The following is a 26,218-nucleotide window of genomic DNA, read 5'->3' on the forward strand; positions in this document are numbered from 1 at the left end:
TGCCGGTTGGGCAGGATGGTCAGCGCAGGGCCGTGACCATATCGGCCACCGTACTCAGCACATCCTTGCCCAGTTGCCTGGAGCGCTCACCCGACCAACCGGTTTTCGGGTTGGGGCTGTCGTCGTTGTCCTTGAAGGGCATTTCCAGGGTCAGGGACAGGCAGTCGTACTTCTCGCCGACGGCATTACAGGCCAGGGTCATATTGGCTTCGCCCGGCAAGTCTCGGGTGTAGCCGTGGACGGTCTGGAAGTCGCGGGTCAGTGCACTCAAGTGCTCGCGGAAGTGCTTTTCCAGCGCTTCGATGCGCGACGTATAGCCGGGGTTGCCTTCGCAGGCGGCGGTGAACACGTAGGGGATTTCTTCGTCGCCGTGGATATCGAGGAACAGGTCGACACCGTAGTGTTCCATCTGTTGCTGCACAAACAACACTTCCGGGCTTCTGTCTTGGCTGGCGCTTTGCCAGGCACGGTTGAGGTCCTGGCCCATGGCGTTGGTGCGCAGGTGACCGTGGAAGGCGCCGTCGGGGTTCATGTTCGGCACCAGGTACAGGTCGGCAGCGGCCAGGAGTTTTTTCATCTCGGCATCGCCGTCCTGTTGCAGGCGCTCGATGATGCCTTCCATAAACCATTCGGCCATGTGTTCGCCGGGATGCTGCTGGGCGATGATCCAGACGTTGCGACGGTCTTCGCCACCTTTGCCGCGCCGCAACAGCTGAATATCGCGGCCTTCGACGCTTTTACCGGTGGCCAGCAGTTGAGTGCCTGCGTATTTCAGCGCCTGATCGATCAGCCAATCATGGCGTGCGCGGCTGTAGGGTTCGAAGTAGGCAAGCCAGGCGTGTTTCTCGCTGGTTTTGAGGCTGATGTGCAGGATCTCGCCGTCAAAGCGCGTGGGGACTCGGAACCAGTTGGTGTGGTCATAGGACGCTACAGCGTCGTAACCGCTCCAGGCATGACTATACGAGGAGCCTCCCGCGTTGCTCAGGCGAAACGTGTGGGTGTGGCCCACGTGCATGCCTTCGGCCTTGAAGTGGAACCATTGGAAATGATGGCTCTGCGTGTCGGGTTTGATTGCCAGCAGTAACTGATAGGCATCGCTGGCGTCGAGCACCTGGATATTGCCACTGTCGAAGTCGGTGCTGATCTTGATGGAGGTCAAGGCCACGGTCATAGTCTGGCTGCCTGAATATGAGTGTTGTGGCAGCTATATTACACAGGAGTCTGGTAAAGCCTGGATGCAAAATTGTTGCAGGGAGGAGGGGGGCGTCGTCCATGACGCAGCCGCAGGTTAGAATCTATGAGATTGATTCTCAAGCGCTATTTCGCAGAGATGTGAACCAGAGCGCCCGACTGACTTTCTTTCGGCGATGGTCTTTTGCTACCATGCGCGCCATCAAGCAACACACAGTCTTCATTAGCCTGAAGCCATGCCAGGGAAACTGGCAAAAAAAAGACCCGGCCAAAGAGCCGGGTCAAAAACCGTGATTAGCCTGATGAGGAGATATTCCAAGAGTCCGACCTAAGGTCCCTTGGTCTATCGACTGATCTCGCGATCAGATGGGTCCAATAATAATCATTATCATTTGCAAGTCAAATGTTTTTATCCATGGGATAGAAATATTTTTCTTACGCGCCTGTTATCCGTTCGCCCGGGCTTCTGGCCTTTGCAACGATCGCTCCACCATCGCCTTCGCCATATCAATCAAATACACCACTGAAAACGCCAGTTCGCGCTGATTGCCCTGGTGGTTGCTCGCCGATTCATAGGCGGTGGCAGCAGCGCTGCGCAACAGGTCTGAGGCGTGCACCAGGGCTTCTTCGTGGCTGATGCCTGGCTTGATCTCGAAAAAACGCTCTTGCGGGGCTGGTGCCGACATATTTTCTTTCAAGTAAAAGTCCAGCGCACGCTGTGCTGCACCGCTGCTGCGCAGGTTGTACACGTCATCATTTTCAGGTGTTTCGGGCAGTAGATACGGGCTCGTCGTCATAAGGGGCGATACTCTGTGTGGGGGGCGAAAACCTTATGCCTGATGATAGTACTTATCGTATTCATGTCGTTTTATGGATTACTACAAACTGTTTATTGCCCTGGAAAATACCTGCCGTATTGTCTGGCGCCATGGATAATTGGATCGCGTTGGTCAAGGCCAACATGAAAGACCGCAAGGTCACACAGAGTGAGCTGGCTGAACGCTTGGGCATGTCCCAGGGCGGTGTGGGCCATTGGCTCAGCAAGCGCCGGGTGCCGAGCTTGGCGGATATGAACCGGGTCCTGGAAGAACTGGGGCTGGGCGACTTGGAAGTGGTGCAGGAGGTGCGTGAAAAAACCGACGACGCGCTGATCCCGGCTAAACAGTACAACCCGTATTTTCGTTACCCGGTCGGCGAGTGGAGGGGCCTGTGCGAAGTCCGCGAAGAGCGCCCCGCTTATGGCGCCGTGCGCTTCGAATTGACCGACTACCACGCCCACGGAAACGCCTTCTGGCTCCCTGTGACGGGGGACGCCATGACCGCGCTCAGTGGCCTGAGCATCGCCGCCGGCATGCTGATCCTGGTGGACCCAGCCATCGCTGCCGAACCCGGCAAACTGGTGGTTGCCCAATGGGCCGACAGCCCACAGGCAACTTTTCGCCAGTTGATGGAAGAAAGCGGCGAACGCTATCTGGTGCCGCTCAACCCGACCTATCCGAAACGGCTGTTCACCGACGATTGCCACATCCTGGGTGTGGTCGTACAGGCCACGGCGAAGTTCTAATCGGCGGCGTCGAGCTCCACCAGCACGCAACCTTCGGCAACCATTTCGCCTTCCAGGCAGAACAGCGCCTTGACCACTCCCGCCTGGGGGGCACGGATGCTGTGTTCCATTTTCATCGCTTCGAGCACCACCAGTTGTGTGCCGGCCTCAACCGCCTGGCCAACGTCTACCAGCACCCGCACGATGCTGCCGTTCATCGGCGCCGTGAGGCCGCCCTGGTGAGACGGGTTCGCCTCCACAGCGGCAATCGGGTCGAACAGGCTCACGCCATGCATCTCGCCATCCCAACGCAAGAACACGCTGCCCTCGCGGCGTACTGCCAGGTGCGAGCGACGCACGCCTTGATGTTCGATCAGCAGGTGTTCCCCACGCAGTCGCGGAGCCTCTTCACCCAATGTCACCCGGCGATCCTGCTCGTTGCAGCGCAAATGCAGCGAAATTTCGGCGGGCAGGCCTGCACGAAATCCACGGCTGTCAGCCCAAGGCCCTTCACCCGCCGGCAAGCTCTGAATGAAGGCCGCACCCGCCGCCTGCCAGAATTCGTCGCTCAACTCACCAGGCACCGGCAGTAATTGATCCTGATAACGCGGAATAAACCCGGTATCCAGCTCGGCTGCGGCAAATGCCGGATGGCCAATGATGCGCCGCAGGAAACCCAGGTTAGTCTTCAGGCCACCCACGGCAAATTCATCAAGCATGCTCAGCAAGCGCAGACGTGCCTGCTCACGGTCCTCGCCCCAGGCAATCAGCTTGCCGAGCATCGGGTCATAGAATGGCGACACACGGTCCCCTTGCTCGACGCCGCTGTCCACCCGGCGTCCCGGGCCTGACGCAGATTCGCGGTAGAGCGCCAGGTGCCCGGTGGCAGGCAGAAAATCATTGGCCGGGTCTTCGGCATACAAGCGCACTTCAATTGCATGGCCGATCAGCGGCACCTGTTCCTGAGTGATCGGCAGCGCCTCGCCCTGAGCCACACGAATCTGCCAGGCCACCAGGTCCAGGCCGGTAATGGCCTCGGTTACCGGGTGTTCCACCTGCAGCCGCGTGTTCATCTCCATAAAGAAGAACTCGCCGCGCGCATCCAGCAAAAACTCCACGGTACCGGCGCCCACGTAGCCAATGGCCTGTGCCGCACGCACGGCAGCTTCGCCCATGGCCCTGCGCTGTTCAGCGCTCAGCCCCGGCGCTGGCGCTTCCTCGACGACTTTTTGGTGCCGACGCTGGATCGAGCAATCTCGCTCATTGAGGTACAGGCAATGCCCTTGCTGATCGGCAAATACCTGGATCTCCACATGGCGCGGCTTGAGCAGGTATTTCTCCACCAGCATCTGGCCGTTGCCAAACGACGACAGCGCTTCACGCTGGGCCGACGCCAGGGCTTCGGCGAGTTGGTCAACGTGCTCAACCACCTTCATGCCCTTGCCACCACCGCCCGCCGTGGCTTTGAGCAGAACCGGGTAGCCAATACGTTCACAGGCGGCGCGGAAGGTCTCCAGGTCCTGGGCTTCGCCGTGATAACCCGGCACCAATGGCACACCCGCGGTTTCCATCAGTGCCTTGGCGGCGGATTTGCTGCCCATGGCGTCGATGGCCGAGGCGGGCGGGCCGAGGAAGATCAGGCCGGCGGCTTCGATCGCTCGGGCAAAACCGGCGTTTTCCGACAAAAAGCCATAGCCCGGATGAATCGCCTGGGCGCCGCTGGCGACGGCGGCGGCGATGATCTTGTCGGTTTGCAGGTAACTTTCCGTGGCCTTGCTGCCGCCCAGGTCGACGCGGATATCCGCCTCGCGACTGTGCCGTGCATCGCGGTCGATGGCGCTGTGCACGGCCACCGTGGTCAGGCCCATGGCTTTGGCGGTGCGCATCACCCGGCAGGCGATTTCGCCCCGGTTGGCCACCAGCAGCGTCGTCAGAGTGCTCATGGGCGCGGCTCCTGGGATTGCCAGCTCGGTGATCTTTTTTGCAGGAACGCCCTCAACCCTTCCTGGCCCTCGGCGCTGACGCGAATCCGTGCGATGGCATTTTCGCAGTAGCGGCGCAGCGCCGGGGTGAGGGCGCCGTTGCCCACTTCACGCAGCAGGTCTTTGCTGGCGCGCATCGCCGCCGGGCTGTTTTGCAACAGGTTGGCGATCCACTGCTCCACCTGGGTATCCAGTTCACCGGCAGGGTAGCTTTCCGCCAGCAGGCCGATCTCCCGCGCACGTTGGCCAGCAAAGCGCTCGGCCGTCAGGGCATAGCGCCGCGCCGCACGTTCGCCAATGGCCTGCACTACAAACGGGCTGATCACCGCCGGTGCCAGGCCAATGCGCACTTCCGACAGGCAGAACTGCGCATCGTCGGCGCCTATCGCCATGTCGCAGCAACTGATCAAGCCCAGCGCCCCCCCGTAGGCCGCGCCTTGCACCACCGCCAGGGTCGGGATTTTAAGCTTGGCCAGGTTGTACATCAGCTCGGCGAGTTCGCGGGCGTCGTCCAGGTTGGTGTGGTAATCCAGCTCGGCCGACTGCTGCATCCAGGCCAGATCCGCACCGGCGCTGAAGTGCTTGCCGCGTCCGCGCAGCACCAGAAAGCGCAGGGCTGGGTCGCTTTGCACGTGGTCAAGGGCAATGATCAGTTCGCGGATCATTTCGGCGTTGAACGCATTGTTCTTGGCTTCACGACTGAGCCACAGCGTGGCAAAACCACGGCTGTCGGTGATCAGTTCGAGGGTATTGAAATCGCTCATGGGGTACAGCTCCAATTACATGCGGAACACGCCGAAGCGGCTCGGCTCGATAGGGGCGTTCAAGGAGGCGGACAGCGCAAGGGCCAGTACCTCGCGGGTCTGCTGCGGGTCGATGACCCCGTCGTCCCACAGGCGGGCGCTGGAGTAGTAGGGATGGCCCTGGGTTTCGTATTGATCGAGGATCGGCTGCTTGATCGCGGCCTCTTCCTCAGCGCTGAACGCATTGCCCGCACGCTCGGCCTGCTCGCGCTTGACCTGCACCAGCACGCCCGCAGCCTGCTCGGCGCCCATCACGCCGATGCGTGCATTCGGCCACATCCACAAAAAGCGCGGGTCATAAGCGCGGCCGCACATGCCGTAGTTACCGGCACCGAAGCTGCCACCGATGATCACGGTGAACTTCGGCACCTTGGCACAGGCCACGGCAGTGACCAGCTTGGCGCCGTGCTTGGCGATACCGCCGGCTTCGTATTTCTGGCCAACCATAAACCCGGTGATGTTCTGCAAAAACAGCAGTGGAATCCCGCGCTGGCAAGCCAGCTCGATAAAGTGCGCGCCTTTTTGCGCGGCTTCGGCGAACAAAATCCCGTTGTTCGCCAGAATGGCAATCGGGTAGCCGTGCAAGTGCGCAAAACCGCAGACCAGCGTGGTGCCGAACAGCGCCTTGAATTCATCGAACACCGAACCGTCCACCAGCCGCGCAATCACTTCGCGCACATCGAACGGCTGCTTGACATCGGCCGGGATCACGCCGTACAGCTCATCGGCGCTGTACAACGGGGCTACCGGTGCGCGCTGCACCAACTGGCCCTGCTTGCGCCAATTGAGGTTGGCCACACTGCGGCGGGCCAGGGCCAGGGCGTGTTCGTCGCTGTCGGCGTAGTGGTCGGCCACGCCGGAGATTTTGCAGTGCACATCGGCACCGCCCAGGTCTTCGGCGCTGACCACTTCACCCGTGGCCGCCTTCACCAGCGGCGGGCCGGCGAGGAAGATGGTGGCCTGCTGACGCACCATGATTGCCTCATCGGCCATGGCCGGCACATAGGCGCCACCGGCGGTGCACGAGCCCATCACCACGGCGATCTGCGGGATGCCTTGGGCACTCATGTTGGCCTGGTTGAAGAAGATCCGCCCGAAGTGCTCGCGGTCGGGAAACACTTCGTCCTGACGCGGCAGGTTGGCGCCGCCCGAGTCCACCAGGTAGATGCACGGCAGGCGATTCTGCTCGGCGATGGTCTGGGCGCGCAGGTGTTTTTTTACCGTCAGCGGATAATAGGAACCGCCTTTCACCGTGGCATCGTTGGCGACGATCATGCATTCGACACCTTCCACGCGGCCGATCCCGGCAATCACCCCGGCCGCCGGCACGTCTTCGCCATACACCTGATGAGCGGCCAATTGGCTGAGTTCAAGGAACGGCGAACCTGGATCGAGCAGGCGATTGATGCGCTCGCGGGGCAGCAGTTTGCCGCGTGAGGTGTGCCGCTCCTGTGCCTTGGCGCCGCCACCTTGTTGCACATGGGCGAGCAGGGTGTGCAGGGCGTCGACCTGTTGGCGCATCGCCGCGCTGTTGGCGGCAAATTCCGCCGAGCGGGGGTTGAGTAGGGTATGCAGGGTGGCCATGGGCGCGCTCCTTCAGCGGGTTTCGTTGAAGAGTTCGCGACCGATCAGCATCCGTCGAATCTCACTGGTGCCGGCGCCGATTTCGTACAGCTTGGCGTCACGCAGCAGACGCCCGGCAGGGAATTCATTGATGTAGCCATTGCCGCCGAGAATCTGGATCGCGTCCAGGGCCATTTGCGTGGCGCGTTCGGCGCTGTAGAGGATCACCCCGGCGGCATCCTTGCGCGTGGTCTCGCCACGCTCGCAGGCCTGGGCCACCGCGTAGAGGTAGGCGCGGCTGGCGTTGAGTTGGGTGTACATGTCGGCGACCTTGCCTTGGATCAGCTGGAATTCGCCGATGCTCTGGCCGAACTGCTTGCGGTCGTGGATGTAGGGCACGATCAGGTCCATGCAGGCCTGCATGATCCCGGTAGGGCCGCCGGACAGCACCACACGCTCGTAGTCGAGGCCGCTCATCAGTACTTTTACGCCGCCGTTGAGCACGCCGAGGATATTTTCTTCGGGCACTTCGACGTCATCGAAAAACAGCTCGCAGGTGTTAGAGCCGCGCATGCCCAGCTTGTCGAACTTGCTGCTGCGGCTGAAGCCTTTCCAGTCCCGCTCGACGATAAACGCGGTGATGCCGTGGGGACCTTTTTCCAGGTCGGTCTTGGCATAGATCACGTAGGTGCTGGCGTCGGGACCGTTGGTGATCCAGGTCTTGCTGCCGTTGAGCACGTAGTGGTCGCCGTGTTTGTCGGCACGCAGTTTCATCGAGACTACATCGGAGCCGGCGTTCGGCTCGCTCATGGCCAGGGCGCCGACATGTTCGCCGCTGATCAGTTGCGGCAGGTACTTGAGTTTCTGTGCGTGATTGCCGTTGCGGTTGATCTGGTTCACACACAGGTTGGAGTGGGCGCCGTAGGACAACGCCACTGACGCCGAGCCACGGCTGATCTCTTCCATGGTCACCACGTGGGCCAGGTAACCCAGGCCAGCACCGCCGTATTCTTCCGCGACGGTGATGCCCAGCAGGCCCATGTCACCGAACTTGCGCCACAGGTCGGCGGGGAACAGGTTGTCACTGTCGATCTGAGCCGCGCGGGGCGCGATCTCCTTGGCCACGAAGGACTGCACCTGGTCGCGCAGCATGTCGATGGTTTCACCGAGGGCGAAGTTCAGGGACGGGTAACTCATGGACAGGCACCTTAATGTGAGCTTTGTTGTTGTGTAGATGGCGCGCCAGGGAAGGGCGCTCACCTTTACGTTAACGTAAGCTTGCGTTGCGGTGCTGTCAATCGTCGTTTACGTATACGTCAACCTAAAAAAACAACAGGGGTGAGTCAGCCAGATAAGAAACTGCAGAAAGCACAAAGGGAACCCGAAGGTTCCCTTTAATTTGTCGTTACGTGCTCTTTTTTTATTATTGAGGGGCGGTCTATTGTTGTTTTTGGCAACCGTTACCCTTTACCGCTGTTTTTTTGCGACCCCCATTCAGGGTCAAGAGCAAACGTATTTTTTTGAGCGCTGATCTGCTTCTTCGCACGCGATCCAACCAGTGGGTAGCTACCTGAGGTAGTTTTATTTTTCTCTAACCGGTTGCGGGTTTCGGCACGCCGTACCCTGCAAAGCACATCTTCTCCAAAAAAATCTGTTAGCTGCGTCTCTGCCGTGTTGTTTTTGTTATGTCAGAGTCGTTTCGTCTTATTTTTATTAGGTTTGGCGCTTTTTATTCTTGTTATGCCATAGAGATAGCAGAAGCCGTGCCAACTTTAAAAATCCCTTTAAAATCAATGCTTTGATTTTTTAGTGGGAACTGTCTGGCGGTAAACACTACAAAATATGTTCCCGTGTTACTCGATGTGTAGGCGTGCGGTAACACATTGTCACGGCTACGCTACTCAACCGGCTGACCGCGCCTTGGCTACCCGTGAACCGGTTGGGCGTCCCACTACGTTGCTGATTTGCCGCCCCGCACGAATCAAGGCCTCCAGGTCGATACCGGTGTTGATCCCCAGCCCATCAAGCAGGTACACCACATCCTCGGTGGCGACGTTACCGCTGGCGCCCTTGGCATAAGGGCACCCGCCGAGGCCCGCGATAGAGCTGTCGAACACGCTGATCCCTTCCAGCAGGCTGGCGTAGAGGTTCGCAACCGCCTGGCCGTAGGTGTCGTGGAAGTGGCCCGCCAACCTGTCCCTTGGCACCTTGGCACCGACGACCTCGAACAACCGTCGCGTGGCGCCTGCAGTGCCGGTGCCGATGGTGTCGCCCAAGGACACTTCATAGCAGCCCATCGCGTACAACTCCCGCGCCACCGACGCCACCTGTTCCGGGGCGACCGTGCCTTTGTACGGGCAGCCCAGCACGCAGGACACATAACCACGCACACTCACGCCATGCAGCTTGGCCGCCGTCATGATTGGGGCAAACCGCTCCAGGCTTTCACTGATGGAGCAGTTGATGTTGCGCTGGGAAAACGCCTCGGACGCCGCCGCAAACACCGCGACTTCCTTTACGCCAGCCGCCAGCGCGTCTTCAAAGCCGCGCAGGTTGGGGGTCAGCGCGCCGTACGTCACACCGGGTTTGCGCTGGATCTGGGCGAAGACCTCGGCAGAGCCGGCCATCTGCGGCACCCACTTGGGCGAAACAAAACTGCCGACCTCGATATAACTCAAGCCAGCGGCGCCGAGCGCGTCGACCAACTGCACCTTGTCGGCCACGCTGATGGGCTGGGCTTCGTTCTGCAAACCGTCGCGCGGGCCGACTTCGACCAGGCGCACGTGTGAAGGGAGAGACATGACAGTTAACTCCTGATCAATGGCCAACCTGGCTCATGGTGTCTGCCAGGGCCTGTGTGCAGCGCTCTTCGGCGGTGTCCAGTTCGAGTTTCATCTGTTCGATATCCAGCAACTGTTGCTCAAGCTGCTCACGGCGCTCGGCGATTTTGGACAGCATGCTGTTGAGCTGGATGTGATTGCCGCTGGTGGGGTCGTAGAGTTCGATCAGTTCGCGGCATTCGGCCAGGGAAAAACCGATGCGTTTGCCACGCAGGATCAGCTTGAGGCTGACCTTGTCCCGCGCCGAGTAAATGCGCTCCTGGCCCCGGCGTTCCGGGGCCAGCAGGCCTTGTTCTTCGTAGAACCGAATGGCGCGGGTGGTGATGTCCAGCTCGCGGGCGAGGTCGGAGATGCTATAGGTGGTGCTCATGGCGGCGCTCAATAAAGTCTTGGCGCTAAGCTACTGTCAGGTTGACGTAAGCGTCAAGCAAATCGCCACCCATCCTCAAGCTTGCTTGCCATCCAACTTCTTCTCATGAGCCGTCACCTGTTGGCACAACTCGATCATCTGCTCACGCATCCAGCGGTTGGCGGGGTCCTGATCGGTGCTTTCGTGCCAATACAGGTGGGTTTCCACCGGCGGTACGTCATTGACTGGCAGGTTGACCCAGTGCAACTCATGGCGCCTGGCGAAGCGCTCGGGCACGGTCATCACCATGTCGGTCTGTTGCAGCACTTGGGAGGCCATCAGGTAATGCTGGGAGCGCAGCGCGATCTTGCGTTGCAGGCCCATCTTGCCCAAGGCCAGGTCGACATGGCCCAGGCCGTTGCGTCGGCTGGAGATGTGGATATGGGTCAGCCCCAGGTAATCATCGAGGCTCAGCTTGTCCTTGCCCGCCATCGGATGGCCCTTGCGCATGGCGCACACGTAGCGATCTTCCATCAGCTTCACGTGGCGCACTTGCGGGTCGGTGTTGAGCGGCGCGTCCACGGCAAAGTCCAGGCGCCCGGCGGCCAGTTCCTTGGTGGTCTCGCGGCGTTTGGACAAGAAACTCTCGATGACGACGGTGGGCGCAAGGCGCCGCAGGCGTTGGAACAGCAGCGGCAGAATCACCGCCTCGGTGAGGTCGGTCATGCTGATGCGGTAAGTCTTGGCGGCCTGCTGCGGGTTGAAAATCCGGCTTTCCTGCACCGACACCCGCAGCAACGACAGCGCATTACGCACCGGGCCAATGATGTTCTGGGCCATCGGCGTGGGTACCATGCCCTGGGCGGTGCGCACAAACAGCGGGTCGTTGAAGGTCTCGCGCAGTCGGGCCAGGGCGTTGGACACGGCTGGCTGGGTAATGCCCACGATCTGCCCGGCGCGGGTCAGGTTGGCTTCGGTGTAGATCGCGTCGAAGACAATAAAGAGGTTGAGGTCGACCTTGCTCAGATTCATTTCGTTGCGCTCTTATTGTTAGGTGTTCATACGCCGATCATATATCGGTGATGAATGTTAATACACGCCGAGAATAGGCTAGGTAAATTATCAACGCTGTTCTAGCATCGATTGCATGACCTAAACAACCTCTCAAAGAAGGGAGCTGCTCATGGATTTCGCCTATTCGCCCAAGGTTCAGGAACTGCGTGAACGCGTCACCGCGTTTATGGATGCTTACGTTTACCCGGCTGAGCCGGTGTTCGAACGCCAAGTCAGCGAAGGTGACCGCTGGCAGCCCACCGCCATCATGGAAGAGCTGAAAGCCAAGGCTAAGGCCGAAGGCTTGTGGAACCTGTTCCTGCCCGAATCCGAACTGGGCGCCGGCCTGACCAACCTCGAATACGCGCCGCTCGCCGAAATCATGGGCCGCTCGCTGCTGGGCCCGGAGCCGTTCAATTGTTCGGCGCCGGACACCGGCAATATGGAAGTGCTGGTGCGCTACGCCAACGAAGAGCAGAAGCAACGCTGGCTTGAACCGCTGCTGCGCGGCGAGATCCGCTCGGCCTTCGCCATGACCGAACCGGATGTCGCCTCCTCGGACGCCACCAACATGGCCGCCCGCGCCGAACGCCAGGGCGACGAGTGGGTGATCAACGGCAAGAAGTGGTGGACCTCCGGCGCCTGCGACCCGCGCTGCAAGATCCTGATCTTCATGGGCCTGAGCAACCCCGACGCGCCGCGTCACCAGCAGCACTCGATGATCCTGGTACCGGTGGACACCCCCGGCGTGAAAATCGTGCGTCCGCTGCCGGTGTTCGGCTACGACGACGCGCCACACGGCCATGCCGAAGTGCTGTTCGACAACGTACGTGTGCCGTATGAAAACGTATTGCTGGGTGAAGGGCGTGGCTTTGAAATCGCCCAGGGTCGCCTTGGCCCAGGCCGCATCCACCACTGCATGCGCTCCATCGGCATGGCCGAGCGTGCGCTGGAATTGATGTGCAAACGCGCTGTCAGTCGTACCGCGTTCGGCAAGCCGCTGGCCCGTTTGGGCGGCAATATCGACAAGATCGCCGACTCACGCATGGAGATCGACATGGCGCGCCTGCTGACCCTGAAAGCGGCGTACATGATGGACACTGCGGGCAACAAAGTGGCGAAAAGCGAGATCGCCCAGATCAAAGTAGTGGCGCCAAACGTGGCGTTGAAGGTGATCGACCGCGCGATCCAGATCCATGGTGGTGCTGGGGTGTCCAATGACTTCCCACTGGCCTACATGTATGCCATGCAACGCACCCTGCGCCTGGCCGACGGCCCGGATGAAGTACACCGCGCGGCAATCGGCAAGTTTGAGATCGGCAAGTATGTGCCTAAAGAACTGATGCGCAGCGGGCAGTAATTGTGGTGAGCGGGCTTGCCCCGCGCGGGGCAAGCCCGCTCACCACAACAGCCCGCTCACCACAGGGTTTCAATAGACCCAAACCTCCACCCGCCGATTCTTGATCCGCCCCTCATCCGCCGTATTCGCCGCCACCGGCATCTGCGCGCCAAACCCACGGATATCGCGCAACACCACGCCGTTCCTGACCAACTCTCGTCGCACCGCCATCGCCCGCAGTTTCGACAGTAGAGCCGCCCGCTGCGGGTCATTCTTGGCGTCGCCAAACCCCACCAGTGTCACCTGCTTGTCCAGCTTGTCGTGGCCCTTGAGATACGCCACCACCCGCTGCACATCCTGGCGCGCCTTGTTATCCAGGCTGGCGCTGCCTTCTTCGAAACGAAAATTGACCGTCAAACGCTGGGCATCCCGGGCGATGGCTTGATAGTCATCGGGCATGGTCGGGCGCGGTTCCACGGCCATGGCCTGTACCTGCTGCGCGATAAACCCGCTGGCGGCCACAATCGCCTGGCCTTTGCTGCTCTGGGCGAAGTCCACCAACGCCTTGGCCCACGGGTGATGGCCCGAGGGCGGCAGGTAAAAGAACAAGCGGCGCGACAGCGGGTAATCCTCAGTGGCGATCAGGCTGTTGAGCGGCAACATCGGTTGCGAGTCGCCATCCACAATCGCCACCGCCTTGGACTGACGCACGTAGGGCAGGCCAATAAAGCCAATGCCTTGGGGATCCTGGCTCACCGCGTCGGACAACTGCTCGCTGGACTCGAAACGCTGGGCCGAAGAGGCGAGGGGCTTGCCGCGCAGGCGCAGGACCAATTCCTTGAACGTGTCGTAGGTGCCGGACTGGTCATCGCGGGCGTAGATGTGAATCGCGCCGCCGATGCCACCCAGCGCCTCCCAGGTGCTGATTTCACCGTTGAAAATCTGCGCCAGTTGCGTGGTGTTCAACGTGTTCAGCGGGTTTTGCGGGTTGAGGATGATGGCGAGGCCGTCGATGGCGATCACCTGTTCGGCTTCGGCGCTCTTCAGGTCGCCGAGAGGCTCAAGGTCCACCAGTTCGCTGTCCTTGATGGGGCGGGAGGAAGCGGCCAGGTCGGCGCTGGTTTTCTTCAATGCGGCAAAACCGGTGCTGGAGCCGTGGGCCGCGACGTCGATGGTCACGGTCTTGCCCTGGCGCGTCTTGCCGATCACACGTTGTTCGTTGGCGCCTTCGCCGGGTTCGATGTGCGCGCCCTGCAACCCTTGATATTCCATCAAACCCTTGGCCAGCGCCGGTGCCAGCGCCGCACCAATGGTGTTGGAACCCTGGATGCGCAAGGCAGGCCCTTGGTCGGGCACGGGGAGGGGAGCAGCCACAGCAGGGAGGGAAAGCACGCAACACAACAGGAACAGAACGCGCAGCGTCATGCCGGCACCTTCTCAAGCCAAAGGGAGTGCCGCGAGATTAAGACAGGCAGGTTGCATAAATATGACTGACGCGCCGCGGAGCAAAATGTGGGGGGGGCTTGCCCCCGATGGCGGTGTGCAAGACAACTTATCTGTCACTGATACACCGCTATCGGGAGCAAGCCCCCTCCCACATTTGGATTTTTATTCGCCTTAGGATCAGCTCAGTTCCAACCAGATCGGCGCATGGTCCGACGGCTTTTCCAGCCCGCGCAGATCGTAGTCCACGCCCGCATCCTTGACCCGTGGCAGCAAGCCGTTGGAGGCCATGATCACGTCAATGCGCAGGCCGCGCTTGGGCTCATCTTCAAAGCCACGGCTGCGGTAGTCGAACCAGCTGAAGCGGTCGGTCACGTCCGGGTTGAGGTGACGGAAGCTGTCCACCAGGCCCCAGTTTTTCAGGCGGGCCATCCACTCGCGTTCTTCGGGCAGGAAGCTGCACTTGCCGGTTTTCAGCCAGCGTTTGGCGTTGTCGGCGCCGATGCCGATGTCGCAGTCTTGCGGGGAAATATTCACGTCGCCCATCACCACCAGCGCCTGGTCGTTGCTGAACTGGCTTTCCAGCAGCTGTTGCAGGTCTTCGTAGAAGCGTTGCTTGGCGGGGAACTTGGTCGGGTGGTCGCGGCTTTCGCCCTGTGGGAAATAGCCGTTCATGATGGTCACCGGGTTGCCATTTTCATCGGCGAAGGTGCCCCAGATAAAACGGCGCTGGGCGTCTTCTTCGTCGCTGGCAAAACCTTTGTGAAGGCTCAACGCCGGCTGACGCGAGAGCAGGGCCACACCGTAGTGACCTTTCTGCCCGTGGTAATACACCTGATAGCCAAGGGCCTGTACTTCGGCCAGGGGAAACTGGTCATCGTGGACTTTGGTTTCCTGCAGGCCGATCACATCGGGTTGGTGTTTTTCAATCAGCGCCGCCAGCTGATGGGGGCGGGCGCGCAGCCCGTTGATATTGAAGGAGACGATTTTCATGGTCGGCAGTCCAGTCTTGGCAAAAGGGCGATGCTAGCCGACAAGTCGGACGGGGGCCAGCGTGGCGGTAGGGCAGATGCACTGCTAATGTCTGGGAACGACTGGTGCTGCGTAGGTTCGTACCCATAAGAACGCCATCTATTGAATGGCGCCCAGGGAGATTGACTGTATGACTGACACTGCCATTGGCGAAATTCGCCTCCTCAACAGCGGCTATTCGCGCGAAGCCCGCTCCCTGCTGTACCAGGCCTATCGGCATGAGCCGACGTTTGCCTACATCTTCGAAGCTGAACGCCCAGGGTATGAGCAGCGTGTGCGCGCCACTGTACGTGAGCTGGTCAAGCAGCATTTTTTCCAGAAGCTTCCGGCGATTGGTTTGTTTGTGAATGATCGGCTGATCGGCATCTCCCTGATTGCACCGCCGCAACGGCGCCTGGGCATCACCGAGAGCTGGGCCTGGCAACTGCGCATGTGGCTGAGCACCGGCGTGCGCGGTACGCGGCGTTACCTGGATTACCATCACGCGGTGCTGGCGTGCCTGCCGAGCGAGTCGGTGCATGTGCTGCCGCTGTTGGGTATTCACCCGCAATTCCAGGGCAAACACTACGGCGAACAGTTACTGGAAGCGGTGCACAACTGGTGCGCCGAAGACCCGCATTCGTCCGGTGTGGTGCTGGATACGGGCAACTCGCGCTACCTGGATTTCTATAAACGCCAGGGGTACGAGGAAATCGGCGAGGTCGCAGTAGGCCCGATCCTGGAGCATGTGTTTTTTCACCCCAATCCTCAGGCGTTACATGCTGCAACGGCTTAGGCAAGAATTTTTCAGAATTATCCGGGTTATAAGATGCTCCCCAGCTCGTGTAGCATCCGCGCCTATGAAGTTTCCAGGAAGATTTACCCGTGGTTTGATCCTGCTGCTCACCAGTTGCAGCGCCTTGGCGCAAAGCGAATTGGATGTGCGGGTCAAACCCTCAAACGACGCGTTGAAAGCCAACATCGAAGGCTACATCGGCGTGGTGGGCGATCGTGACGAAGAGGCCTTGCTGCGGTTCAGCCGTGGCGCCGAGGAGCAGGCGCGCAAAGCGGCGCAGGCCTTAGGCTTCTATCAGCCACAGATCGACAGCGAAGTGAAGGGCGGCAAGAACCCGCGCCTGATCCTCAGCATCGACCCCGGCGAACCGGTGCATTTGCGCAACGTGACCATTCGGGTCGACGGCGAGGCGGCGAACCTCAAGTCGTTTCGCGTGCCAGCCAGCGACGACCTCATCTCCGGCGCCGTGCTCAATCACGGCCACTACGAAGACGCCAAGCGTCTGATCCAGAACCAGGCCTCGCGCTATGGCTTCTTCAGTGGGCGCTTTATCAGCCAGAAACTCGCGGTGGACCCCCAAGCCGGCGTCGCCGATATCGAACTCATCTATGACAGCGGCCCGCGCTACAGCATGGGCAAGGTCAGCTTTGCCGGCGACACGCCGTTTGATGACGAACTGCTGCAACGCATGGTGCCGTTTAAAAGCGGTGACCCCTACGATTCCGAACTGATCGCCGAACTCAACCAGAACCTGCAAGCCAGCGGCTTTTTCGAAGGCGTGCGCGTGGACGCCAGCCCCACCGCCTCAACCAATGACGTGATCCCGGTGGCCGTCAATCTGGACACCCGAAAACCGCGCACCATGGGCCTGGGCCTGGGCTACTCCACTGACGTCGGCCCGCGCGGCAAGGCCAACTGGACCCGTCACTGGGTCAACCCTCAGGGCCATAGTTATGGTTGGGAGGCCGAACTGTCGGCCCCGCGCCAGAACGTCGGCCTGTGGTACGACATTCCGCTGGACCCACCGCTCACCGACAAACTGCGCTTCGCCGGTGGCTACCAGAATGAAGAACTGGCCAACACCGACACCCTGAGTAAATTGCTCACCGTCGGCCCGGAATGGCACAGCAAGTTGCCCAGCGGCTGGACCCGGGTGATATCCCTCAAATACCAGCGCGAAGAATATCGCCTGGGCGACGACTCCGGTCTCAGTAACCTGCTGATGCCGGGCATCAGTTATTCCTACCTGCGCAGCGACAACCGCATCGACCCCCACAACGGCTATCGCCTGCAATTCGACACCAAGGTCGCCAAAGAAGGCCTGGGCTCCGACACCAACTTGCTCTACGGCACGGCCATGGTCAAAGGCCTGACCACCCTGTGGGACAACCACCGTTTCCTGGCGCGGGCGCAAGTGGGCGGCAGTGCCACCAATGGCTACAAGTCGGTGCCGCCTTCGCTGCGCTTCTTTGCCGGTGGCGATCAGAGCGTGCGTGGTTACGAGTACCAGACCCTGTCGCCGGAGAATGACCAGGGTGATCGCATCGGTGGCCGCTACATGGTGGCGTTGAGCGCCGAGTATCAATATTCCATCGCCGAAAAATGGCGGATCGCGACTTTCATCGACCAGGGCAACTCGTTCAACTCCCTGGAACTGCCGAGCCTGAAAACCGGCGTCGGCGTCGGCATCCGCTGGGTATCGCCGGTCGGTCCGATCCGCCTCGACCTGGCTCATGCCCTGGAAGATCCGGGCGGCGTTCGTTTGCACTTTTCCATGGGGCCTGAGCTGTGATGCGTGGTTTGAAAATAGCGGGGCTGGCCGTGGTGGCAGTCCTTGCCGTGCTGTTGCTGGCACTCTGGGCGGTATTGGGCAGCCAAGCGGGCAGCCGCTGGGCCTTGGGCCTGGTGCCGGGTTTGAGCGCGGAGAATTTCCAGGGTCGCCTGGGCGGCCAATGGAGCGCCGATCATCTGCTCTGGCAGCAAGACAGCAGCCGCGTGGAACTCAAGGCAGCCACGTTTGATTGGTCCCCCGCCTGCCTGCTGCGCATGACCTTATGCATTGACCAGTTGGATGTGGATCAAATCAGCCTGCAATTTCCACCCAGCACCGAAGACAGCAGCGGCCCGGTTGCACTGCCTGATCTGACGTTGCCGGTTGCCCTGCAGTTGGGCGACGTTCGCATCGGCAGCCTGGTGTTCAATGGCAGCGAAGAACTCAAAGGCCTGCAACTGGCGGCGCACTGGACCGCCGCAGGCATGCAGATCGACTCCGTGCACCTGCAACGCGACGACCTGGTGCTGGACCTGTCCGGCCTGCTGCAACCCACCGGTGACTGGCCGTTGACCGCCAGCGGTAACCTCAGCCTGCCTTATGCGCCCGGCGGCGCGCCCTGGAGCGTTGCCCTCAAGGTCGAAGGCGACCTGCTCAAGACCCTCAAGCTCGACGCCGATAGCAGCGGCTACCTGCCGGCCAAGCTCAAGGGCGAGTTGCAACCCCTGGCGGAAAACCTTCCGGCCCGGTTGCACATCACCGCTGACGGCTTCAAGCCTAGCGCCGATTTGCCCGACACCCTGCAACTCAATCAACTGGACCTCACCGCCAACGGTGATCTGAAAAGCGGCTACCAACTGCAGGGCAAGGCCGTGCTGCCGGCGGAAAAAGGCCCGGTGGACTTGCTGCTGCAAGGCAGGGTCGACGCCAAGGGCGCGCAGATCGCCGGCCTGGACCTGAATGCCGGTGACAAGCAAAGCCTCAAGCTCAGTGCCAACCTGGACTGGCAACAAGGCTTCAGCGCCGACGCCAGGCTCGACTGGCTCGACTTCCCCTGGCATCGCCTCTACCCCGTGATCGACGAACCTCAGGTGACGGTGCGTACGTTCAACGGCGAGATTTCCTATAAAGACGGCAACTACCTGGGCAACCTCAAGGCCGACCTCGACGGTCCGGCGGGCAAGTTCAACGTGGTCACGCCGTTCAGTGGCGACCTCAAGCAAGTCTTCCTGCCCGAGCTGAAACTGACCGCCGGCCAAGGCAAGGCCGAAGGCCACCTCAACCTGCAGTTTGCCGATGGCATTGCCTGGGATACTGCGCTGGACCTGTCGGCGCTCAATCCGGCGTACTGGGTCGCTGAACTGCCGGGCACGTTGGCCGGGCCGCTGCGCAGCAAGGGCGAGTTCAAGAACGAGCAACTCAAGCTCACTGCCGACCTTGACCTCAAGGGCCGCCTGCGTGGCCAAACCGCCGTGCTGGCGGCCAAGGCCGAAGGTGCAGGGCAACAATGGACCCTGGCCAACCTGGATATCCGCCTGGGTGACAACCGCATCAACGGCAGCGGCAGCCTGCAACAACGCCTGGCCGGGCAGATCGACATCAAGCTGGCGCGCCTGGCCCAGCTGTGGCCGCAATTGCGCGGGCAGGTCAATGGCCGTCTTGACGTGGCCGGTAGCCTGAACGCGCCCCAGGGCAAGCTGGACCTCAAGGGCCAGCAATTGGCGTTTGCCGACAACCGCCTGCAAAACCTCAGCCTCGCGGCCACCCTCGATAACGCCCAACGCGCCAGGATCGACCTCAAGGGCAGCGGCATTCAAAGCGGCGATACCCAGGTTGGAACCCTGACCGCCAGTGCCCAAGGTGATATCAAGCAGCAAAAAGTCCAGATGGACCTGACCGGTCCCTTGCTCAAGCTGGCCCTGGCCCTGGACGGTAATCTCGACAAAGGCAACTGGCGCGGGCGTCTGGCCAGCGGTGATGTCCAGGCGGGTGGGCAGGACTGGAAGCTGCAAGCCCCGGCGAAAATCGACTACATGGCCGACGGCAGGCTGACCTTCGCCGCGCACTGCTGGGTCTCCGGTGCTGCCAGCCTGTGTGGTGAAGACCAGCGGCTGATGCCCGAGCCCAAGCTGCGTTACCACCTCAAGCAATTCCCCCTCGACAGCCTCGCGGCGTTTTTGCCCAAGGACTTCGCCTGGCAGGGCAAGCTCAATGCCGATGTGCAACTCGACCTGCCCAACAGCGGCCCCAAAGGCGTGGTGTCGGTGGATGCCAGCGGCGGTACCTTGCGCGTCAAGGACAAGGACCAGTGGCTGGATTTCCCTTACGACACTCTCAAGCTGGAAACCACGCTCAATCCCAAGCGCATCGACACCCAGCTGAACTTCCGTGGCGGCAAGCTCGGTGAATTGCTGTTGCAGGCGCAGATCAACCCGCTGCCGAAGAACAAGCCGATCACCGGCAATTTCAGCCTCACCGGGCTGGACCTCGCGGTGGCGCGGCCGTTTGTGCCGATGGTGGAAACCCTCAACGGCAAGCTCAACGGCAACGGACGCATCTCCGGTGGCCTGCTGGCACCGCAGATCAACGGCAATGTGAACCTGATCGGCGGTGAAGTCTCCGGTCCGGAACTGCCCATCAGCCTCGAAGGCCTGAATGTGCAGGCGCTGATCGCCGGTGAAAGCGTGCAGCTCAACGGCGGCTGGCGCAGTGGCAAGGCCGGGCAGGGCAGCCTCAAGGGGCAGATAGACTGGGGTCAGGCCCTGGCCGTGGACCTCAGCCTGCAAGGCTCGCAATTGCCGGTCACGGTCGAGCCTTACGCCGCCCTGGAAGTGGCGCCGGACCTGAAGATCACCCTGAAGGACGACAAACTGGCGATCGCCGGCAAGGTGCAGATCCCGCGTGGTGACATCACCGTGCGCGAACTGCCGCCGTCGACGGTCAAGGTCTCGGACGACACCGTCATCGTCGGCAGCCAGACCGAGGAGGGCAAACCGGCGATGGCCATGGCCATGGATATCGACGTGGCAGTGGGCGAAGACCAGCTCAACTTCTCGGGTTTCGGCCTCACCGCCAAGGTGCAGGGCCATGTGCATATCGGCGACAACCTGGACACCCGTGGCGAGCTGTGGCTCAACGATGGCCGCTACCGCGCCTACGGTCAGAGGCTCGATGTACGCCGGGCGCGATTGCTGTTCGCCGGCCCGCTGGACCAGCCGTACCTGGACATCGAAGCGATCCGCAAGACCGACGATGTGGTGGCCGGTATCCGTCTCAGCGGCAGCGCCGAACAACCCACCACGCAAATCTTCTCGGAACCGGCCATGAGCCAGGAACAGGCGCTGTCCTACCTGGTGCTGGGGCGCCCGCTGAGTACCACCGGCGAAGACAACAACATGCTTGCCCAAGCGGCGCTGGGTCTGGGTTTGATGGGCAGTGCGGGGGTGACCTCGGACATCGCCACCAAGTTGGGCATCCGGGACTTCGACCTCGATACCCAGGGCAGCGGCAATAACACCGCCGTGGTAGCCAGCGGCAAGATCACCGAGAAACTCAGCCTGCGTTATGGCGTGGGGGTGTTCGAACCGGCCAGTACCATTGCCTTGCGCTACCTGTTGAGCAAGAAGGTCTACCTGGAGGTGGCCAGTGGTGTGGCCAGCTCGTTGGATATCTTCTACAAACGCGATTTCTGAGCCGTACTCGGTAAAAAATGTGGGAGGGGGGGGTTGCCCCACTCCCACATTGGACTGCATTTCTACCCGCCTTCCTGAACAAATACCAAGCAAGCTAATTATTCCATTTGACATTCGCTGCCTAAGCAGTAACATCTCGTCACACATTCACTGCCTAGGCAGTAATAAGGTGACTTCCAATGCCTCACTTCACCCCGGACAACTTCCATAACTGCCACCTCGGCCTGTTGCTCGGCCGCGCCGCGATCCTCAAGGACCGCATCATCGACACCCATATGGAACCCCACGGCATCACCGCCGCGCAGTTCAAGGTGTTGATCATCATGGCCCAGTTCGGCGTCGACACCCCGGCGGAGCTGTGCCGCCACCTGTCGCTGGACAGCGGCTCGATGACCCGCATGCTCGACCGGCTGGAGCAAAAAGACCTGCTCAGCCGCAAGCGCTCGGACCTCGACCGCCGCCAAGTGCAGTTGATGCTCACGCAGGACGGCCAGCGACTGGCGGACATGCTGCCGCACATCGGCGCCCAGGCGCTGAACCAACTGGCGGGCGCACTGGAGCCGGGCGAGTTGGAAACCCTGGAAAAGATCCTCAAGAAAATTCTGATAGCGGCGGGTGATCCCATCACTATCCTGCGGGTAGGTAATAAATGAATACACGTGCCTTATGCCTGGTGCTCGTGGCCATGAGCATGGCCGGTTGCGCCAACTACAGCGGCCTTGACACCCAGGGCCAGCGCCTCGACGCCAACACGCTGCAGACCGGTCAATCCCTGAGCGGCGTGTCCTTGTCGAACGCGGCCTGGCCGCGCGCCGATTGGTGGAAAAGCCTCGGCGACCCACAGCTCGACGGCCTGATCCGTGAAGCCCTGCAAAACAGCCCTGACATGCAAGTCGCCAGCGCCCGCGCCCACCAGGCCGAAGCGGCCGCCTACGCCGCGAACGCCGCGCGCATGCCGACTCTGGACGCCAGCGCCGGTGTGACCCGTTCGCGCCTGGCCAGGGATCAAGACCCGCTGGGGCAGGGCGATGCCTATTCCACCGTGCGCAACATCGGCGCCAGCTTTAATTACACCTTCGACCTCTGGGGCGGCCAGCGCGCCGTCTGGGAAGCCGCGCTGGGCCAGGCCCGCGCCGCGCAAGTCGACCAGCAGGCCGCACGCCTGACCCTGGCCGCCGACGTGGCCAAGGCCTACAGCGATTTGGGCCAGGCGCATATCGTGCGTGACCTGGCCACCGACGACCTCAAGCGCACCCGGCAAATGCTCGACCTGAGCAAGCGCCGCCTGGACTCGGGCATCGACAGCCACTATCAGTACCAGCAGACCGAAAGCCTGGAAGCCAGCGCCCAGTCGCAACTGATCGACGCGGAAAAACAACTGCAGAGCGCCAAGATCGCCCTGGCGGTATTGCTCGGCAAAGGCCCGGATCGCGGCAATGAACTGGCGCGCCCCACGGTGTTGAAGCCGGCCGCCGTCGCCGTGCCGTCGGTGCTGCCTGCCGAACTGCTGGGCCGCCGCCCGGACCTGATCGCTGCGCGCTGGCGAGTCGAGGCCGCGAGCAAGGACATCGCCGCCAGCAAGACGCGCTTCTACCCCAACCTCAACCTGAGCGCGAGCGCCGGGGCCGAGTCATTACTGGGGGATGCGATGTTTGGCTCACCAAGCCGTTTCTTCAATATCGCCCCCACGATCTCGTTGCCGATCTTCGATGGCGGCCGCCTGCGCGCCGACCTCGGTGCCCGCGATGCCGACTACGACTTGGCCGTGGCGCAGTACAACAAAACCCTGGTGCAAGCCCTGGGCGATATTGGCAACACCCTGTCGCAGCTGCGCGAAACCGGCCGGCAGATCCAGGCCCAGCAACACGCCACGGATATTGCCCAGCAGTCCTACGACACCGTGGTCCAGCGTTACGGCTCCGGGATCGGTAACTACCTGGACGTGCTCAGCATCGAGCAGCAGTTGCTGCAGGCCCAGCGTCAGCTGGCGACCCTGAATGCCGGGCAAATCGCTTTGTCGATCCAATTGATGCAGGCCCTGGGCGGCGGCTACAGCGCCGACAACGTGGCATCGACCACCCCAGCCACTCGCACGGAATAATTTGAGGTATTTGTCATGGCCACTGCCGACAGCAACACCGCAACAGACACAAACGACAGCAACCCGCGCAAACGCAAAGTCATGTTGGTCGGCCTTGCGCTGATCGTCATCCTCAGCGTCATCGGCGTATGGGCCTGGCACGAATTCTACGGGCGCTTCAACGAGAGCACCGACGACGCCTATGTGAACGGCAACGTGGTGGAAATCACCCCGCTGGTCACCGGCACTGTGGTGAGCATCGGCGCCGACGATGGCGACCTGGTCCACGAAGGCCAGGTGCTGGTCAACTTCGACCCGAATGACGCCGCGGTCGGCCTGCAAAGTGCCCAGGCCAACCTGGCGCGTACCGTGCGCCAGGTGCGTGGCTTGTACAGCAACGTCGATGGCATGAAAGCCCAGGTCAATGCGCAGAAAGCCGACGTACAGACCGCCCAGGACAACTACAACCGGCGTAAAACCCTGGCCCAGGGCGGGGCGATTTCCCTTGAGGAACTGTCCCACGCCCGTGACAGCCTGACCGCCGCCAAGAACGCCCTGACCAACCTTGAGCAGCAACTCAAAACCACCAACGCCTTGGTGGATGACACGGTGATCTCGTCCCATCCGGACGTGCAAGCCGCCGCCGCGCAACTGCGCCAGGCCTACCTGACCAATGCGCGCAGCACCCTGATCGCGCCGGTCACCGGCTATGTGGCCAAGCGCTCCGTGCAACTGGGCCAGCGTGTGCAGCCGGGTACTGCGTTAATGGCAGTGATCCCGCTGAACGAACTGTGGATCGACGCCAACTTCAAGGAAACCCAACTGCGCGACATGCGCATTGGCCAGCCGGTGGACATCGAGTCGGATATCTACGGCAGCGACGTGAAATACAGCGGCACCATCGACAGCCTCGGCGCCGGCACCGGCAGCGCGTTCGCCCTGTTGCCGGCGCAGAACGCCACCGGCAACTGGATCAAGATCGTGCAGCGGGTTCCGGTGCGCATCCATATCAATGCCGAAGAGTTGGCCAAGCACCCACTGCGTGTGGGCTTGAGCACCGTGGTGAATGTGGACCTGCACGACCAGAGCGGCCCGGTGCTGGCGCAACAGCCGCCGCAAAAGGCCTCGTTTACCACCAACGTGTACGACCGCCAATTGGCCGAAGCCGATGCCATGATCACCCAATTGATCCATGACAACAGCCTCGCCGCGCCCAAGGCTGTGCAACGCTGATGAGCAATAACGCCTCCTTCACGCCGCCCAGCCTGTTGATGGCCACTATTGGCCTGTCGCTGGCGACCTTTATGCAGGTGCTCGACACCACCATCGCCAACGTGGCGTTGCCGACCATTTCCGGCAACCTGGGCGTGAGTTCGGAGCAGGGCACCTGGGTGATCACCTCGTTTGCGGTGAGCAACGCCATCGCCTTGCCGCTCACCGGTTGGTTGAGCCGTCGGTTTGGCGAGGTGAAGCTGTTTCTGTGGGCGACCATCCTGTTTGTGCTGGCGTCATTCCTGTGCGGGATTTCCACGTCGATGCCCGAGCTGATCGGCTTTCGGGTGCTGCAAGGCCTGGTGGCCGGGCCGTTGTATCCGATGACCCAGACCCTGTTGATTGCGGTCTACCCCCCTGCGAGGCGCGGCATGGCCCTGGCGTTATTGGCGATGGTCACGGTGGTCGCACCGATTGCCGGGCCGATCCTGGGCGGCTGGATCACCGACAGCTACAGCTGGCCGTGGATCTTCTTTATCAACGTTCCCATCGGCATCTTTGCGGTGATGGTGGTGCGTGCGCAGTTGAAGAAACGCCCAGTGGTCACCAGTCATCAACCGATGGATTACGTCGGGTTGTTGAGCTTGATCGTGGGGGTCGGCGCCTTGCAGATCATCCTCGACAAGGGCAATGACCTGGATTGGTTCGAGTCCAACTTCATCATCATCGGTGCGGCGATTTCGGTGATTGCCCTGGCGGTGTTCATCATCTGGGAAATGACCGACAAGCACCCGGTGGTCAACCTGCGGCTGTTTGCCTACCGCAACTTTCGCATCGGCACCATCGTGTTGATCCTCGGTTATGCGGGCTTCTTCGGCATCAACCTGATCCTGCCGCAATGGCTGCAAACCCAGATGGGCTACACCGCCACCTGGGCGGGCCTGGCGGTGGCGCCGATCGGGATCCTGCCGGTGCTGATGTCGCCGTTCGTGGGCAAGTACGCGCACAAGTTCGACTTGCGCCTGCTGGCGGGCCTGGCGTTCCTGGCGATTGGCTTGAGCTGCTTCATGCGCGCCGGCTTCACCAATGAAGTGGACTTCACCCACATCGCCCTGGTGCAGTTGTTCATGGGCATTGGTGTGGCGCTGTTCTTCATGCCGACCTTGAGCATTTTGATGTCCGACCTGCCACCGCACCAGATCGCCGACGGCGCGGGCCTGGCGACCTTCTTGCGCACGTTGGGCGGCAGCTTTGCGGCGTCGCTGACCACCTGGATCTGGATCCGCCGGGCGGACCAGCACCATGCGTACATGAGCGAGAACATGACCACCTATGATGCGGCCACGCGCAATGCGCTGGATGCGTTGGGTGGGGCAGGGCACAAGGCCTATGCGCAGTTGGACCAGATTCTCACCAGCCAGGCGTACATGATGTCCACCGTGGATTACTTCACGTTGCTGGGGTGGATGTTCATGGCGCTGATGTTGCTGGTGTGGCTGGCGAAGCCGCCGTTTACGGCGAAGGCGGGGCCGGCTGCTTCGGGTCACTGA

Annotated in this window: 20 protein-coding genes; 9 read left to right on the forward strand and 11 right to left on the reverse strand. The window is 61.4% G+C overall.

Annotated features, from left to right (window positions below):
- Window positions 1-19 precede the first annotated feature (19 nt).
- Window positions 20-1,171, reverse strand: coding sequence for a M14-type cytosolic carboxypeptidase (locus tag AOA60_RS25450; RefSeq protein WP_099586674.1), 1,152 nt, complete (start codon window positions 1,169-1,171; stop codon window positions 20-22).
- Window positions 1,172-1,637: 466 nt separating this feature from the next.
- Entirely contained in the window at window positions 1,638-1,988 is a 351-nt protein-coding gene (locus tag AOA60_RS25460) for a DUF3077 domain-containing protein (RefSeq protein ID WP_099586676.1), read from the reverse strand.
- A gap of 131 nt (window positions 1,989-2,119) precedes the next feature.
- On the opposite strand from AOA60_RS25460, the gene AOA60_RS25465 reads away from it, so the two are divergent.
- A complete protein-coding gene (locus tag AOA60_RS25465) occupies window positions 2,120-2,755 on the forward strand; it encodes a LexA family transcriptional regulator (RefSeq protein WP_099586677.1) in 636 nt (211 codons plus the stop codon).
- Here AOA60_RS25465 and AOA60_RS25470 read toward each other — a convergent pair.
- The 7 genes from AOA60_RS25470 to AOA60_RS25500 form a co-directional block, all read right to left on the reverse strand.
- A complete protein-coding gene (locus AOA60_RS25470; protein ID WP_099586678.1) occupies window positions 2,752-4,677 on the reverse strand; it encodes an acetyl/propionyl/methylcrotonyl-CoA carboxylase subunit alpha in 1,926 nt (641 codons plus the stop codon). The two genes, AOA60_RS25465 and AOA60_RS25470, sit on opposite strands and share 4 nt — an antisense overlap.
- On the reverse strand, window positions 4,674-5,480 hold the full coding sequence (locus AOA60_RS25475; RefSeq protein ID WP_099586679.1) for a gamma-carboxygeranoyl-CoA hydratase: 807 nt from the start codon (window positions 5,478-5,480) through the stop codon (window positions 4,674-4,676). The genes AOA60_RS25470 and AOA60_RS25475 overlap by 4 nt, the downstream gene beginning before the upstream one ends.
- Window positions 5,481-5,495: 15 nt before the next feature.
- Window positions 5,496-7,103 (reverse strand): carboxyl transferase domain-containing protein, encoded by a 1,608-nt coding sequence (locus AOA60_RS25480; RefSeq protein WP_099586680.1) that lies wholly within the window; start codon window positions 7,101-7,103, stop codon window positions 5,496-5,498.
- Between the two features lie 12 nt (window positions 7,104-7,115).
- Window positions 7,116-8,279 (reverse strand): isovaleryl-CoA dehydrogenase, encoded by a 1,164-nt coding sequence (locus AOA60_RS25485; RefSeq protein WP_099586681.1) that lies wholly within the window; start codon window positions 8,277-8,279, stop codon window positions 7,116-7,118.
- A gap of 704 nt (window positions 8,280-8,983) precedes the next feature.
- Window positions 8,984-9,883, reverse strand: coding sequence for a hydroxymethylglutaryl-CoA lyase (locus AOA60_RS25490; protein WP_099586682.1), 900 nt, complete (start codon window positions 9,881-9,883; stop codon window positions 8,984-8,986).
- A gap of 16 nt (window positions 9,884-9,899) precedes the next feature.
- Complete coding sequence (locus AOA60_RS25495; protein ID WP_099586683.1) at window positions 9,900-10,292, reverse strand: MerR family DNA-binding transcriptional regulator; 393 nt, start codon at window positions 10,290-10,292, stop codon at window positions 9,900-9,902.
- 75 nt (window positions 10,293-10,367) lie between these two features.
- Window positions 10,368-11,303, reverse strand: coding sequence for a LysR family transcriptional regulator (locus tag AOA60_RS25500; protein ID WP_099586684.1), 936 nt, complete (start codon window positions 11,301-11,303; stop codon window positions 10,368-10,370).
- 151 nt (window positions 11,304-11,454) lie between these two features.
- Between AOA60_RS25500 and AOA60_RS25505 the strand changes: the two genes are divergently transcribed.
- Window positions 11,455-12,684 carry an acyl-CoA dehydrogenase gene (locus AOA60_RS25505; RefSeq protein WP_032889822.1) on the forward strand — a complete coding sequence of 410 codons (1,230 nt, stop codon included), beginning with the start codon at window positions 11,455-11,457 and terminating at the stop codon, window positions 12,682-12,684.
- 69 nt (window positions 12,685-12,753) lie between these two features.
- Here the strand turns inward: AOA60_RS25505 and AOA60_RS25510 are convergent, their stop codons facing one another.
- Both AOA60_RS25510 and xthA read right to left on the reverse strand, forming a co-directional pair.
- Window positions 12,754-14,088, reverse strand: a complete 1,335-nt coding sequence (locus AOA60_RS25510; protein ID WP_099586685.1) for a substrate-binding domain-containing protein — start codon at window positions 14,086-14,088, stop codon at window positions 12,754-12,756.
- 198 nt (window positions 14,089-14,286) lie between these two features.
- Window positions 14,287-15,099, reverse strand: a complete 813-nt coding sequence (gene xthA / locus AOA60_RS25515) for an exodeoxyribonuclease III (RefSeq protein ID WP_099586686.1) — start codon at window positions 15,097-15,099, stop codon at window positions 14,287-14,289.
- 169 nt (window positions 15,100-15,268) lie between these two features.
- On the opposite strand from xthA, the gene AOA60_RS25520 reads away from it, so the two are divergent.
- The 7 genes from AOA60_RS25520 (at window position 15,269) to AOA60_RS25550 (ending at window position 26,218) form a co-directional block, all read left to right on the forward strand.
- The gene (locus AOA60_RS25520; RefSeq protein ID WP_099586687.1) at window positions 15,269-15,913 is read left to right on the forward strand and encodes an N-acetyltransferase; all 645 of its coding nucleotides are present in this window, start codon (window positions 15,269-15,271) and stop codon (window positions 15,911-15,913) included.
- Between the two features lie 64 nt (window positions 15,914-15,977).
- Complete coding sequence (locus AOA60_RS25525; RefSeq protein ID WP_099586688.1) at window positions 15,978-17,705, forward strand: autotransporter assembly complex family protein; 1,728 nt, start codon at window positions 15,978-15,980, stop codon at window positions 17,703-17,705.
- Window positions 17,705-21,376: a translocation/assembly module TamB domain-containing protein gene (locus AOA60_RS25530; RefSeq protein WP_099586689.1), complete on the forward strand. Its 3,672-nt coding sequence runs from the start codon at window positions 17,705-17,707 to the stop codon at window positions 21,374-21,376. Before AOA60_RS25525 ends, AOA60_RS25530 begins: the two co-directional genes overlap by 1 nt.
- Window positions 21,377-21,555: 179 nt before the next feature.
- Complete coding sequence (locus AOA60_RS25535) at window positions 21,556-22,029, forward strand: MarR family winged helix-turn-helix transcriptional regulator (RefSeq protein WP_099586690.1); 474 nt, start codon at window positions 21,556-21,558, stop codon at window positions 22,027-22,029.
- On the forward strand, window positions 22,026-23,477 hold the full coding sequence (locus AOA60_RS25540) for an efflux transporter outer membrane subunit (RefSeq protein ID WP_099586691.1): 1,452 nt from the start codon (window positions 22,026-22,028) through the stop codon (window positions 23,475-23,477). Before AOA60_RS25535 ends, AOA60_RS25540 begins: the two co-directional genes overlap by 4 nt.
- A 15-nt stretch (window positions 23,478-23,492) precedes the next feature.
- Window positions 23,493-24,689, forward strand: a complete 1,197-nt coding sequence (locus AOA60_RS25545; RefSeq protein ID WP_099586692.1) for an HlyD family efflux transporter periplasmic adaptor subunit — start codon at window positions 23,493-23,495, stop codon at window positions 24,687-24,689.
- Window positions 24,689-26,218: a DHA2 family efflux MFS transporter permease subunit gene (locus tag AOA60_RS25550; RefSeq protein ID WP_099586693.1), complete on the forward strand. Its 1,530-nt coding sequence runs from the start codon at window positions 24,689-24,691 to the stop codon at window positions 26,216-26,218. The genes AOA60_RS25545 and AOA60_RS25550 overlap by 1 nt, the downstream gene beginning before the upstream one ends.

It is taken from the genome of Pseudomonas sp. 2822-17 (assembly GCF_002742485.1).
Classification (GTDB): Bacteria; Pseudomonadota; Gammaproteobacteria; order Pseudomonadales; family Pseudomonadaceae; genus Aquipseudomonas; species Aquipseudomonas cyclaminis.

What these genes read in the sequence shown, in the direction of transcription:
- AOA60_RS25450 (WP_099586674.1), bottom strand. Translation starts at nt 1,171, where the DNA reads ATGACCGTGGCCTTGACCTCCATCAAGATCAGCACCGACTTCGACAGT.
- AOA60_RS25460 (WP_099586676.1), bottom strand. Translation starts at nt 1,988, where the DNA reads ATGACGACGAGCCCGTATCTACTGCCCGAAACACCTGAAAATGATGAC.
- AOA60_RS25465 (WP_099586677.1), top strand. Translation starts at nt 2,120, where the DNA reads ATGGATAATTGGATCGCGTTGGTCAAGGCCAACATGAAAGACCGCAAG.
- AOA60_RS25470 (WP_099586678.1), bottom strand. Translation starts at nt 4,677, where the DNA reads ATGAGCACTCTGACGACGCTGCTGGTGGCCAACCGGGGCGAAATCGCC.
- AOA60_RS25475 (WP_099586679.1), bottom strand. Translation starts at nt 5,480, where the DNA reads ATGAGCGATTTCAATACCCTCGAACTGATCACCGACAGCCGTGGTTTT.
- AOA60_RS25480 (WP_099586680.1), bottom strand. Translation starts at nt 7,103, where the DNA reads ATGGCCACCCTGCATACCCTACTCAACCCCCGCTCGGCGGAATTTGCC.
- AOA60_RS25485 (WP_099586681.1), bottom strand. Translation starts at nt 8,279, where the DNA reads ATGAGTTACCCGTCCCTGAACTTCGCCCTCGGTGAAACCATCGACATG.
- AOA60_RS25490 (WP_099586682.1), bottom strand. Translation starts at nt 9,883, where the DNA reads ATGTCTCTCCCTTCACACGTGCGCCTGGTCGAAGTCGGCCCGCGCGAC.
- AOA60_RS25495 (WP_099586683.1), bottom strand. Translation starts at nt 10,292, where the DNA reads ATGAGCACCACCTATAGCATCTCCGACCTCGCCCGCGAGCTGGACATC.
- AOA60_RS25500 (WP_099586684.1), bottom strand. Translation starts at nt 11,303, where the DNA reads ATGAATCTGAGCAAGGTCGACCTCAACCTCTTTATTGTCTTCGACGCG.
- AOA60_RS25505 (WP_032889822.1), top strand. Translation starts at nt 11,455, where the DNA reads ATGGATTTCGCCTATTCGCCCAAGGTTCAGGAACTGCGTGAACGCGTC.
- AOA60_RS25510 (WP_099586685.1), bottom strand. Translation starts at nt 14,088, where the DNA reads ATGACGCTGCGCGTTCTGTTCCTGTTGTGTTGCGTGCTTTCCCTCCCT.
- xthA (WP_099586686.1), bottom strand. Translation starts at nt 15,099, where the DNA reads ATGAAAATCGTCTCCTTCAATATCAACGGGCTGCGCGCCCGCCCCCAT.
- AOA60_RS25520 (WP_099586687.1), top strand. Translation starts at nt 15,269, where the DNA reads ATGACTGACACTGCCATTGGCGAAATTCGCCTCCTCAACAGCGGCTAT.
- AOA60_RS25525 (WP_099586688.1), top strand. Translation starts at nt 15,978, where the DNA reads ATGAAGTTTCCAGGAAGATTTACCCGTGGTTTGATCCTGCTGCTCACC.
- AOA60_RS25530 (WP_099586689.1), top strand. Translation starts at nt 17,705, where the DNA reads ATGCGTGGTTTGAAAATAGCGGGGCTGGCCGTGGTGGCAGTCCTTGCC.
- AOA60_RS25535 (WP_099586690.1), top strand. Translation starts at nt 21,556, where the DNA reads ATGCCTCACTTCACCCCGGACAACTTCCATAACTGCCACCTCGGCCTG.
- AOA60_RS25540 (WP_099586691.1), top strand. Translation starts at nt 22,026, where the DNA reads ATGAATACACGTGCCTTATGCCTGGTGCTCGTGGCCATGAGCATGGCC.
- AOA60_RS25545 (WP_099586692.1), top strand. Translation starts at nt 23,493, where the DNA reads ATGGCCACTGCCGACAGCAACACCGCAACAGACACAAACGACAGCAAC.
- AOA60_RS25550 (WP_099586693.1), top strand. Translation starts at nt 24,689, where the DNA reads ATGAGCAATAACGCCTCCTTCACGCCGCCCAGCCTGTTGATGGCCACT.